Source organism: Paracoccus fontiphilus, from assembly GCF_017356265.1.
Taxonomy (GTDB): Bacteria; Pseudomonadota; Alphaproteobacteria; order Rhodobacterales; family Rhodobacteraceae; genus Paracoccus; species Paracoccus fontiphilus.
Genome location: NZ_JAFNAW010000008.1, coordinates 20,043 through 32,388 on the forward strand (window position 1 = coordinate 20,043; position 12,346 = coordinate 32,388).

A 12,346-nucleotide genomic window follows, 5' to 3' on the forward strand; every position below is an offset into this window, starting at 1 on the left:
CCCACAGCATGTGCAAGACCTGCTCCGGTTCATTTTGTCGGAGGCTAGTGGATATTTCCAATGTATAGCGAGAAGGTACAGAGACCAAAGTGAATTGTGAACGCTACTATGACGACCAAACTTATATCAGAAGTATTTTGGTATTTTTCAGGCTAGCCACGCGCCCGGATGCCTTGGGATTTTCGCTCTGATACCCCCTCCACGAAGAAGGACGTATAGTGATGGTGGCGGCTGGTGGCTACATTTTGCGGGTACCCAAGCAGAGGAGAGAGCTGCTTCTCAACGAAGCCGAACACGGCGGTTCCTTCTATTCGCCGAAACCCTTTGTCTCGGAACCTGTTTCCCGATTCGACCACAGCCGAAGCGCGCCGCTTGCCGTCTTCGCGTCCTTCGAAGATGGCTTCATCACCCACATCGCCGGCGGACGAAAAGGACAGTCAGCGGGCACAGGCCTCGTTCGTCTGAATCTCGAAGAACTTCAACCGCTGGGGCGGCCCGTAAGCTTCGATGAGATCCTTGCTGGTATCGACATACGCGTTGCCCGGCACGTCAGGCAGCGCTTGGAAACAGGCGGCCTGCTCCCGCCGAAGTCGCTCGGCGCATTTGTTGATCGTATCACGCAACTCGATGAGACCGTCAGCCCACGCCTTGCGCGCTATTCCAAGCGTCGCGCCGATGCGCTGCGGCGGCTCGAGCCCCGTGCCCGCGAAAACCTTGCCTACCAGAAGGAAACGCTCGGCCTCGCACTAGAGATTGCTGGCATGTCGCGAGACGACCTTTTGGCGTGGACCCCGACGGACGCCTCACAGCAATCCTTCCTTGATGGACTGCCGGGGGCACAAGTTCGGGAAGACGCTATGCTTTTGTCCGACTTCTCGACCGTGCCGGGCTTTGAATCTATGGGCGAGACCACCCACTACGGCTCGAAGGTGTTCGCGAGCGAAGAGGATTCGTCAAAGCGGTTGACGGTGATCATGGCCAACCGTCTGCCCCTCGAACAACAGACCGGCGCCGACCTCATCTACTTCAACGAAGCTTACCGCAGCTTCGTGATGGTCCAATACAAGGCGATGGAGATGCGCGAACACGAGGTGGAATTTCGTTGGCAGGCCAAGGATCAGTTCTGCGAGGAAGTTGAGCGGATGGAGACCCTGCTGGACGCGATCAGGAAGCTCCCGAGCGGCGAACATCCTGACGGGTTCCGTTTCTCGGACAACCCGTTCTTCCTGAAATTCTGTCCACGCGTTGTCTTCAACCCCGACGACAAAGGACTCTTCAAGGGCATCTATCTGCCCCTCGATTTATGGAAGCGGGCGGATGCCGCTGGTCTATTCTCTGGGCCGCGCGGCGGCAAGGTTCTGACCTTCAAGAACGTCGGTCGTCGGATCAACAATTCGGAGTTTGTCGGGCTCGTGGCCGGATCGTGGGTAGGCACGTCGATAGAGCAATCCACTGTACTCAGCGAGATTGTCCGGCAGGTGCTGGAAACCGGGAAGACCGTCACGATCGCCATCAAGCACACCCCGCCTCCTCGTGCGTCCGAAATGGAGGCCGCTGAATGAGCAATACCCAGAAGCTTTCCATCCGCCTCTTGCGAGATGGCCTCGCCCCCGCTGACGCAGTTCGCGACGGTGTAGACCTAACACCATGGGACAAGCTGGAAGGCGCTCTCATTTCATTGGCAACGCTCGGCGGCGGCGCGCCGAAATGGGCGCGGTTCCTCGAACTGTCGGAAGACGAGAAGAAGAACGTCTTCAACCACACAGCCTTCGGACTCGTGTTCGTTCAGGAGTCAGGACGCTGGTTCGCCGTGTCTTTTGGCATGGGTCACGTCAAGCTCGATCCTGCGGCGTTCGAGCAAGATTTTGGGCTGCGCGTCGTCCTCAATGCTGTTGACCCGAAGCAGTTGAAAAGTGCGGATGTTCGGACGCCCGATGAGAATACCATGTCACGCCGTACGCAGACCAGCCGGGGCTCCGATCAGACTGCCTTCGCCATCGACATCGAACGCGACCTCGTCCGTGGATTGGCAGGGACACCCAAAGATGAAGCGTTCGGTTCCTATGTGGCAGGGACCGACGGCCTGACGCTCAACCGAAAGCTTGAGATTGCGGAACTCGCCCAGGCCTGTGCGGACACGTATGCAATCTACCAGAAGACCAACTACAAGGCCGACTTCGGCTGGATCGATCAGATTCGACACATCCGTGAGGAAGAGTTGATCGACAAGCTGGACGCCAAGCTGGTCGAAGCTTTGGCGAAGGCGGTTGACGAAGGCGAGACAGACGGTATTCACCTCGCGTTTCCGGTCATTTACGACCCTGAGAAATCAAGCCTCATCCGCTACAAGGGTTTTCGTAGCTGGCAGCTCTATGCCGACCTCGACTTGCCCGGTTACCTCGACGCATTGAAGGAGCGCGAGAAAGCCGGCTACTCGGACGAGGACCTCCGCAATCACACCGTCCACGAAGTCGATGATGATGGTCACGACTGTGGTGGGAAGTGGAAGTTGCGGGAATGCATAGTGTTCGAAACAGAACTCGATGGCTCGACCTACGTCTTCTCTGGAGGCCGCTGGTATCAGATTGACCAGGACCTCGCCAAAGCTGTACAGGAGTTTTTCGACGCGACAAGCAAGGTCGAGATGCCTGCCGCTGAGGCTGATGAGACAGAAGAGACTTACAACAAGCGCGTTGCCGGTCTTGATGCGGACATGGTCTGCCTAGATCGTCGGCTCATCAAGCCTACAGGTGCTGCAAGCAAGATCGAAGCCTGCGACTTTCTCGGCCGTGAGCGTCAACTGATCCACGTTAAGGACAAGACGTCCTCCTCTCGACTCAGTCACCTTTTCAACCAGGGAACGGTCTCCGCGCGTGTTCTTGCCACCGACCCGCCGTCACGCGACAGCGTTCGGAACGAAGTGATCGCGGTCCAGGCTGAAACCGGACAGACTGGTTACGATGACATCATCCCAAATTCCGGGGCTGACTTCACCCGTGGCGATTTCACCGTCGTCTACAGCGTCATTGTTGCATCGGATAAGCCGAAACTTCCCTTCTTCAGCTTGGTTTCGTTCCGCCAGGCCGCGCGCGAATTGCATGCTCTCGGCTACAAATGGGCTTTCGCTTGGATCGAGAAGCCAAGGTCTGGCGCGAAGGCGAGAGCTAAACGATCTGCGAAGGGTGCTGGAGATGTTGCGGAGGTCATTGAATGAGCGAAAGACGTAATTGCACGACCCCAACGCAGGAGGGGAGCAATCTCAGACCCTCAGACGGCGCCCACGCGCAACTATTTTCAATGACTTTCGTTCAAATGGCAGTTTTCCGGCGCACTACTGTCATTCGTGATAATCGCGGCGAACGTCCACGTTCCGCCCCGTGATGGACAGAAGGGAGCGACCTGTGCTGCAGGGTGCATGAATGACTGCTATCCCAAGTCCGCCGCGGGCGCCAAGCTGCACTGCCGTAAGTCAGCTTTCCGCCCATAACGCCATCTGAGGTTCACTCGTTGCGATTTGTGTCTGCCGGTCAGGTATGCTGGACTGTGGTCCTGGGACAGTCCCCGTCAACTCGCGTCAAAAATCCAGACCCAGATCCAGGACGGGAACAGAATGGGTCAGCGCGCCGACCGAGATATAGTCCACGCCGGTCGCCGCCACGTCGGCGATGCGGGACAGGCGCATGTTGCCGGACGCTTCCAGCACCACGCGGCCCTTGGCCATGGCGACGGCCCCCCGCAGCGTGTCGCTGTCCATGTTGTCCAGCAGCACCACATCCGCGCCGCCTTCGTCCAGAACCTCGGCCAATTGGTCCAGCCGGTCCACCTCGATCTCGACCCGCATCATGTGGGAGGCGCGGGCCTTGACCGCTTGCAGGACGGCGCGGATGCCGCCGCCCGCCGCGATGTGGTTGTCCTTGATCAGGATCGCGTCCGACAACGAGACCCGGTGATTGAAGCCGCCGCCATGCAGCACCGCCTGTTTTTCCACCAGCCGCAGGCCGGGCGTGGTCTTGCGCGTGCAGGTGATGCGCGCGGATGTTCCCCGGGTTTCGGCCACGAAGGCGGCGGTCAGGGTGGCGATGCCCGACAAGCGGCCTGCAAAATTCAGCGCCACGCGTTCGGCCGACAGGATCGCGGCGGCGTCGCCAGTGATGCGGGCCAGGGTGTCGCCTGCGGCAAAGGGGGCGGCGTCGGGGACCAGAACCTCGAACCGCAGGCTGGGATCGATCAGGCGAAAGGCCAGCGCGGCAAGCTGCATTCCCGATGCCGTGCCGCCGTCGCGCGCGCGGATCGCGGCGCTTGTGACGGTGCCGGGCGCGATCACCGTGCGGGTGGTGATATCCCCATGGCTGCCCAGATCCTCGATCAAGGCGGCGCGGACCAGGGGTTCCAGGATCAGGTCGGGCAAGGGCGGGATCATGAAGGCTCCGGCTGGGGGATGGGACGCAGGTCCAGGGCCTGCGCCAGGGTCATGCGGCTTCGGCGCGCCAAGGGCAGCGGGTCGGGACAATCGGTGCGGCAATGCGCGCCGCGGCTTTCGCGGCGGGCCAGGGCCGCGGCGCAGATCAGCGTGGCGGTGGCGGTCATGTTGGCAAGCTGCGGACAATCGGGCTGCGCAGCCTCGATGACGGCAATGGTGCGCAGCGTGTCGGTCAGGCCCGGCGCATCACGCAGCACACCCGCACCGGCGGTCATGGACTGGCGCAGGCCCGCGACCAGGGCCAGGTCTGGCAGAGGCGCGGGGGCCGGACGCGGCAAGGCCACCGGGGCCGCCGGCGGGCCATTGCGCCCGATCGACAGCGCCGCGCGACGGGCAAAGACCAGCGCCTCGAGCAGCCCGTTCGAGGCCAGCCGGTTCGCGCCGTGCAAGCCCGTCGAGGCCGCCTCGCCACAGGCCCAAAGACCGGGCAGGCTGCTGCGGCCGTCGGCATCCGTGGCGATCCCGCCCATGTGGTAATGCGCCGCCGCTGCCACGGGGATCGGCTGGCGCGCCGGGTCGATCCCGGCCCGCGCGCAGGCGGCGGCCACGGCGGGAAAGTCCGAATGGATGCGCGCGCCAAGCTTCCGGCAGTCCAGCGCAGGTCGGCGGCCCGCGCGGGTTTCGCCATAAACGCCGCGCGCCACGATGTCGCGGGGCGCCAGTTCCGCATCCGGATGCAGCGCGGTCATGAAGCGGACGCCCGCGGCATTGACCAGATGCGCGCCCTCGCCCCGCAGCGCCTCGGTCGCCAAGGGCGCGGGATCGGCGCCGCAGGCAATGGCGGTCGGGTGGAACTGCACGAATTCCGCATCCGCAACCGCCGCGCCGGCGCGGGCGGCCATGCCCAGGGTTTCACCCCGGATGCGAGGCGGATTGGTCGTGACCGCGTAAAGCCCGCCCGACCCGCCGCCCGCGATCAGCACCGCAGGCGCAGCGACGGCGACGCAGACCGACCCTGAGGCCAGCGCCAGCCGGACACCCGACACACGGCCCCCGTCCCGCAGCAGCCCGGTCGCTACCCAGCCTTCGACGACTTGGACCGAAGGCGCCGCCCGCACAGCGGCGACCAAAGCGCGCATGATGCAGGCCCCTGCCTGGTCGCCCTTGACGCGGACCACGCGGGCCAGGCTGTGCGCGGCTTCCCGGGACAGGACATAGTCCCCTGATGCGTTTCGGTCGAAAGGCGTGCCCATCCGGGTCAGGGTCAGGATATGGTCTCGGGCCTCGGTCGTGACCATCCGGGCAATATCGGGATCGACGATGCCCGCGCCCGCCCGCAGCGTGTCGGCGCTGTGCAGCGCGGGGCTGTCGGCCGGATCCATGGCAGCCGCCACGCCCCCCTGCGCCCAGGCGGAACTGGCCCCCTGGCCCAGAGGATCGGGCGAGATCATCAGCACCGGGCGCGGGGCCAGCACCAGGGCCGCGTACAGCGCGGCCAGACCCGCGCCGACGATCACCACGCGGTCGGTTCGGATCATCCTCAGGCCGCCAGCCACCGGGACAGGTCGATCATCCGCTGCACGGCCCGCCGGGCCGGGGCGGCGATGTCCGGCTCCACCTCGACCTGGCCGGTCATGGAATGCAGCGACCACAAGACCTTTTGCAGCGTGATCTTCTTCATGTGCGGGCACATGTTGCACGGTCCCAGGAACTCGACCTCGGGGTGTGCGTCGGCGACGTTGGATGCCATCGAGCATTCTGTGACCAGCATCGCCTGGCTTGGGCGTTCCTTGCCCACCCAGTCGATGATATGGGCGGTCGATCCTGCAAAGTCGGCCTCGGCCACCACGTCCGGGGGACATTAGGGATGGGCGATGATCTTCAGCCCTGGATACCAGCCCCGGAAGTCGCGCAGATCCTGGGGCGTGAAGCGTTCGTGGACGATGCAGGCCCCGTCCCACCAGACGATGCGCTTCTGCGGCACCTGTTTTGCCACGTTCTGCGCCAGCCACTTGTCGGGTGTCATGATCACCGTGTCGCCCGGCATCGCCGCCACGATTTGCGCCGCGTTCGAGGAGGTTCAGCAGATGTCGGACGCGGCTTTCACGGCGGCCGTGGTGTTGACGTAGCTGACCACCGACGCGCCGGGATATTCCGCACGCATCCGGGCGATCCCTTCGGCGGTGATGCTTTCGGCCAGCGAACAGCCCGCCTTCATGTCGGGCATCAGGACGGTCTTGGCGGGGTTCAGGATCTTCGAGGTCTCGGCCATGAAATGCACGCCGCATTGCACGATGATGTCGGCATCCACGCGGGTCGCCTCGACGGCCAGTTGCAGGCTGTCGCCCACCACGTCGGCGATGCCGTGATAGATGTCGGGCGTCATGTAGTTGTGCGCCAGCACCACCGCGCCGCGTTCCGCCTTGAGCCGGTTGATCGCCGCCACATAGGGTGCGGCAATCGCCCAGTCGGGAAAAGGCATCACCCGGTCCATGCGCGCATGGATGTCAGCCATGTCGCGGGCCAGCTCGATCGAGGGCGTCAGGTCGTAATGCGCCGCCAATTCGGCGCGGATGGTCGTCACGTCCAGCAAGCTCGGCTCCTCCGCACGCCGCGTGGCGCGCCCTCGCATGATGATGGCTGGCGCGGTCCTAGCGCGTCCTTGACGCTACGGCAACCATGTTCAGGCATCGGCCTCAGGATGATCGGGGGAAGAGCAATGCAGACTTTGCCGCGGCAGCGAAGCAATGGCCGCCGAAAGGCCTTGCCCAGATGCAGGTCGGAGGATTGGAGGAAGCGGAACATCGGGGCAGGGGTCCTTTGGGTCGGCACCGTCGCGGATCGAGAACAGATCACGCGCATGTCAGGTTCGGCGATCACGAAGAAGCGCCGCGAGCCCGTGCTGGTGCCTGCTGTTAATCTTGGTCCTGCGCCGCCTGCCAAAGAGAGCCAGAGGTCTGGCGAACGGTCCGTGACGGGTCGAGGGCTGGAGGAGAGGCCTCCGGCACCCGTCGCGGAGGACATTCCAATGTCTGGACCAAGGCGAGCTGCCCGAGCGACACATTCATCAAGCCGTGCTCATTCGGCCGGCTCGCGTCGCCCCCGCGGAACTGTCCCATCATCTCGCGGGACACATCCTGAAGCGCGCTCTGACATCTACACGCGGGTTACCGCAGAGATCATGGCAGCCCTCGAGCACGGGGCCGGTGAGTGGCACGCCCCGTGGTTCCATGACGGTGCCCATGCCGCCCGCCCCACCAATGTCGCATCGGGCAAGCGTTACCGGGGCATCAACACCGTGGCGCTGTGGGTCGCGGCCATGACATCGGGCTACAGCGATGGCCTGTGGGGCACCTATCGGCAGTGGCAGGCTGCCGGTGCTCAGGTCCGCAGGGGCGAGCGCTCGACCACCGTGGTCCTGTGGAAGCAGATCGCCTCGCGCGAGGAGACAAAGGCAGAGGACGACAGCAAGGACGATGGCGGCCGCACCCGGATGGTTGCGCGGGCCTTTTCGGTGTTCAACCTGGCCCAGGTGGATGGATACGAACGCCCTCTGACACCGTGCCTGCCCGAGAGCGAGCGTCTCGCGCATGCGGAAGCCTTTATCGCCAACCTTGGGATAAGAACCGTGTTTGGCGGCTCAGACGCGTTCTACCGTCCCTCTGTGGACACGGTGTTCATGCCCGAGTTCGCGCAGTTCCGGGACGCTGCCTCGTTTTATGGGGTCTGGCTGCATGAGCATGGCCACGCCTCGGGGGCAAAACACAGGCTTGATCGCGATCTCTCGGGCCGGTTCGGCTCGGAGGCTTATGCGGCAGAGGAATGCTGTGTCGAGATCCTCAGCGGCTTCGTGCTTGCCGATCTCGGCATTGCCCATCATCCGCGGCCCGACCATGCCGCCTACATCGCCTCGTGGCTCAAGGTCATGGCGGCAGACCCCCGCGCGATCTTCACGGCTGCCGGCAAGGCACAGCAGGCCGCCGACTGGATGCATGCGCAGCAGCCTGTTCCCATGCCCTTAGCCCACACCGAGAAGACGGAGGCAAAGCCCGGCTGATCGTCTGATGTCCCGGCAGGATGTAGCAGTGCCTGGAACACGCCCCTGCGGGATAATCGCCAGCGCCCGACAGGCCAGTCTTTGTCCTGACTCGCTGGTGCGGCGGGCTGACGTTTTTGCGGTCAACCGGCAATCCTCCCCGACTGTTTGAGATGCACGTAGGGAGCCTGTTTCATGCCGTCCTTTCCCGACCATCCCGCGCACCTGATGCAACGTCCCTGCCGAAAGCATCTCAGCGCAACTGACGCGGTTCGCTGATCTCGTCCGCATCCTGGGTGGCTTCATGGACTTCTTCGCGAATGATCCTACTGGTGATTTCGTTGAGGTGGGATGTCAGAGCGCGGCTGAGTTCCTCGAACTCCGGCCAGAGCGTCAGATGCACGACACTGGCCGGGGCACGGACCATGACGGTCTGGCGGTGCATTCGCGCGTAGCGAAACGGTTTCAAACCGTAACGGCGGCACAGGGCAATGAAGAGCTGACGTGACCAGGGATCGGTGATCGAGAACTTGAATTCCTCGGCCTCCTCCTGACTGCTGGCCGTCTCGAACCGGCGCCGGATGCGGTCTGCGGCAGCGCCTGCAGCGGATTTCTCCCCGGGCGTCGCAGCACCAGCATAAAGCGCCTCGATCTTGCGCAACTTGTCGCGCAGGCGGTCCTCGGAGGACAGGGCCATCAATGAAGCGTCGGCTTGGCAAATGGGATGCCGTCAAGCCTCTGGTGACGGACCCGGGCGCAGGACAGTACGGCCTCGTGGATCTCGGTCTCCATGATCCGAGTCAGCTCCTGCAGATGCCTGAACGTCGTCTCCAACTGAGGCCGGTCATCCGGTTGGGGCTCACGCGTCACCAGCTCACGGATGCCGGCCATCATGGCCCGCAACTCCTGGAGGCGACCGACGGCCTCATGCGCATGCTCGGGCAGATCAATGGCCTCCTCGCCATTGAAAAGCCCTTCGAGAAAGCCGTCCAGTTCTTCGAAGCGGACACGGGCGTAGCGGGCGACCTGTGCCGCGGTGGCGTCCATGGACAGGCGCGTGAGCCGGAAAGGCTGACTGCGTTTCTGATGGCGGGTCAGGTCGTTCCACAACCCCTGCACCAAAGCCTCGAGCAGCTCATTGAGATCATCCATGCTGTCGAACGGAGGCAGTTCGCCGCCCCATAGGCCCTTGACGATCGGCAAGGGCGAAGTCGACATCGCCGGAGTGGCGATATTGCCAAGGAAGCGTGTGCGCACCGCGTGAAACGGCACAGGACAGGCGTACTTGGCAAGCAGCGCCTTGACCGCTTTCTCGGCGGGAGACTTGGCAGTTTTCTTCATGGTCACCCCTTGCAGACACACAAGCTTATCCGCCTCGGGGCGCGCGGTCGAGGATCGGGTGTCTTGCGGGCATCGTTGCTGCAGGACCCGGATGAAGCTTTTCACCAAGAGCAGCCTTATCTGCACCGGCGAGGACGAAGACCTGTGTCGATGCGCTTCCGACCGCCTTTGCCAGTCCTTGTATCCGGTCAGGTGGCTGAGATCCGGACGCAGGCTCGGATGGGAGAACGACAAGAGCGAGAGGAGGGCTGGGGGCTCGTGACGGGTTAACAGCCAGGGAGAGAGGCTCCCGGGCGCCCGTCGCGGAGAACACCGCCATGGCCAAAGCCACATTCCCCATCACCCTCGCGTCCGCGCGCGACATTCCCTTCGACAAGCTGGTCCTCAGCCAGTCCAATGTCCGGCGGATCAAGTCCGGCATGTCTCTCGAGGATCTCGCCCAGTCCATCGCTCGGCGCGGCCTGATCCAGTCCCTCCATGTCCGCCCGGTTCTTGGAGAGGACGGCCAGGAGACAGGCCTCTTCGAGGTGCCCGCCGGCGGCCGGCGCTTCCGGGCGCTCGAGCTGCTGGTCAAACAGAAGCGCCTGGCCCGGAACGCGCCCGTGCCCTGCATTGTCTCGCAGGCAGGAGCAGCATCCGGTGTCCACATCGCCGAAGTGTCGCTGGCCGAGAACATCGAGCGGGCACCCCTCCATCCGCTCGATCAGTTCCGCGCCTTCCAGACCCTGCGCGAGGAGGGCATGACCGAAGAGGCCATCGCCGCGGCCTTTCTCGTCGACGCCAAGGTCGTCCGGCAGCGCCTGCGGCTGGCCGCGGTCTCGCCCGCGCTGCTCGAGGTCTACGGCGAGGACGCCATGACGCTCGAACAGCTGATGGCCTTTACCGTGACCGACGACCATGCGCGCCAGGAGCAGGTCTGGCAGGTGGTCAGGGACAGCTGGTCGAAGGAGCCGTACATCATCCGCCGCATGCTGACAGAGACCACGGTGCGGGCCTCCGACCGCCGGGCGCTCTTCGTAGGCATCCCCGCCTACGAGGCGGCGGGTGGCATCGTGCTGCGCGATCTCTTCGAGACCGACGATGGCGGCTGGCTGCAGGACGTGGCCCTGCTCGAGCGTCTGGTCGCGGAGAAGCTGAAGTGTGAGGCCAAGGCGATTGCTGCGGAAGGCTGGGCCTGGGTGGATGTGGCCGTCAGCTTTCCCTACGGCCATGACCGGGGGTTCCGGCAGATCGGCGGAACAGTCGTCGACCTGACCGAGGAGGAGCGCGCCGCGCGCGAGGTCCTGCGCGACGAATACGACCAACTGGAGGCCGAGCATGCCGAGGCCGAGGAGCTGCCCGAGGATGTCGACCGGCGCTTGGACGAGATCGAAGCGGCGCTCGAGGCCTTCGAGACCCGGCCAATGGTCTTTTCGTCCGAAGAGAAGGCCCGCGCAGGGGTGTTCGTCAGCCTCAAGGCTGACGGCAGCCTGCTCATCGATCGCGGCTATGTTCGGCCGCAGGACGAAAGGCAGGTTTCGACAGGGGGTGACGATGTCGGGAGCCTGCCTGACACGGAAGCCGGGCAGGGAGAGGACGAGACCACCCGGTCTGTCGGGATCACCCTCGAGGGTCAGCCAGCAAGCGGTGAGGATGGCGACGAGGCCGCCGACGTCCACAAGCCCTTGCCCGAGCGGCTGGTCTCGGAACTGACCGCGCATCGCACCCTGGCGCTTCGGGATGCTCTGGCCATGCATCCCGACGTGGCGCTGACAGCCCTCCTGCACCGGCTGGTGATCGATTGCTTCGGAGGCCGGTCGGCCGGCGCAGCCCTGGAGGTGGCCGTGCGTCCCGTGCATTTTCCAGAGCAGGCACCGGACCTGGGCGAAAGCTTGCCTGCCCGGAGCATCGCGGCGCGGCATGCCGTTTGGCAGGCTGACCTGCCCCTGGCCGAGGGCGACGACGCCCTCTGGTCCTGGATCGAGAGCCTCGAGGAGCCCCGCCGTCTGGCGCTTCTCGCCCACTGCGTGAGCTTCGGGGTCAATGCGCTTGTCGAGCGGCCAAACCTCTATAGCGGCATGGGCGTGAGTCAGGCAGGCCTCGAGCAGCGGCTTGCCGAGGCCGACCGGCTGGCCCGAGCCACAGCCCTTGATCTCGCCCGGGCCGGCTGGCGGCCCACGGTCGAGACCTATCTTGGCCGGGTCACCAAGCCGCGCATTCTCGAGGCGGTGCGCGACGGGGTAGGGGAGGAGGCTGCCCGGCGCATCGAGCACCTGAAGAAGCCCGACATGGCGCGCGAAGCCGAGCGCCTCCTGGCCGAGACCGGCTGGCTGCCCGGGCCGTTGCGGCTGCGGACTGCCGAAGACGACCTCGGCACAGGGGTGAGCGACGAGAGGCTGTCTTCTGTTTGGCCCCTGTCTGGCGGCAACGGCGGGGAGAACGCCGGGCTCGCTGGTGAGGAGACCTCCACAGACGAGAGCCAACCCAATGCCGGGGAGAATGGCAGCCTGCGGCCAGGCGATCGCGATCCTGAGGAAATTGCGGCGGAGTAAGGGGTGAGGCGGGGCGGC

The 12,346-nt window shown here is 64.5% G+C and carries 8 protein-coding genes and 1 pseudogene; 4 read left to right on the forward strand and 5 right to left on the reverse strand.

Annotated features, from left to right (window positions below; all coding sequences use genetic code 11):
* The first annotated feature begins 221 nt into the window (after positions 1 to 221).
* Both J0F76_RS04730 and J0F76_RS04735 read left to right on the forward strand, forming a co-directional pair.
* Positions 222 to 1,562, forward strand: coding sequence for a hypothetical protein (locus J0F76_RS04730; protein ID WP_207466291.1), 1,341 nt, complete (start codon positions 222 to 224; stop codon positions 1,560 to 1,562).
* Positions 1,559 to 3,214, forward strand: a complete 1,656-nt coding sequence (locus J0F76_RS04735; RefSeq protein WP_207466293.1) for a DUF6119 family protein — start codon at positions 1,559 to 1,561, stop codon at positions 3,212 to 3,214. Before J0F76_RS04730 ends, J0F76_RS04735 begins: the two co-directional genes overlap by 4 nt.
* A gap of 360 nt (positions 3,215 to 3,574) precedes the next feature.
* On the opposite strand, the gene nadC is transcribed toward J0F76_RS04735, so the two are convergent.
* The 3 genes and pseudogenes from nadC to nadA all read right to left on the reverse strand — a co-directional run bounded on the left by nadC (position 3,575) and on the right by nadA (position 7,013).
* Positions 3,575 to 4,420 (reverse strand): carboxylating nicotinate-nucleotide diphosphorylase, encoded by an 846-nt coding sequence (nadC, locus tag J0F76_RS04740; protein ID WP_207466295.1) that lies wholly within the window; start codon positions 4,418 to 4,420, stop codon positions 3,575 to 3,577.
* Entirely contained in the window at positions 4,417 to 5,964 is a 1,548-nt protein-coding gene (locus J0F76_RS04745; RefSeq protein WP_377706610.1) for an L-aspartate oxidase, read from the reverse strand. Before J0F76_RS04745 ends, nadC begins: the two co-directional genes overlap by 4 nt.
* Positions 5,961 to 7,013: pseudogene (nadA, locus tag J0F76_RS04750) on the reverse strand (quinolinate synthase NadA). Before nadA ends, J0F76_RS04745 begins: the two are co-directional and overlap by 4 nt.
* A gap of 561 nt (positions 7,014 to 7,574) precedes the next feature.
* Here nadA and J0F76_RS04755 point away from each other — a divergent pair.
* Positions 7,575 to 8,477, forward strand: coding sequence for an ArdC family protein (locus J0F76_RS04755; RefSeq protein ID WP_341351558.1), 903 nt, complete (start codon positions 7,575 to 7,577; stop codon positions 8,475 to 8,477).
* A 232-nt stretch (positions 8,478 to 8,709) separates the two neighbouring features.
* Here J0F76_RS04755 and J0F76_RS04760 read toward each other — a convergent pair whose 3' ends face one another.
* Both J0F76_RS04760 and J0F76_RS04765 read right to left on the reverse strand, forming a co-directional pair.
* The gene (locus J0F76_RS04760) at positions 8,710 to 9,153 is read right to left on the reverse strand and encodes a hypothetical protein (protein WP_207466301.1); all 444 of its coding nucleotides are present in this window, start codon (positions 9,151 to 9,153) and stop codon (positions 8,710 to 8,712) included.
* Positions 9,153 to 9,902 (reverse strand): hypothetical protein, encoded by a 750-nt coding sequence (locus J0F76_RS04765; RefSeq protein ID WP_207466303.1) that lies wholly within the window; start codon positions 9,900 to 9,902, stop codon positions 9,153 to 9,155. Before J0F76_RS04765 ends, J0F76_RS04760 begins: the two co-directional genes overlap by 1 nt.
* Before the next feature lie 212 nt (positions 9,903 to 10,114).
* On the opposite strand from J0F76_RS04765, the gene J0F76_RS04770 reads away from it, so the two are divergent.
* Positions 10,115 to 12,328 carry a ParB/RepB/Spo0J family partition protein gene (locus J0F76_RS04770; RefSeq protein WP_207466306.1) on the forward strand — a complete coding sequence of 738 codons (2,214 nt, stop codon included), beginning with the start codon at positions 10,115 to 10,117 and terminating at the stop codon, positions 12,326 to 12,328.
* The last annotated feature ends 18 nt before the right edge of the window (positions 12,329 to 12,346 follow it).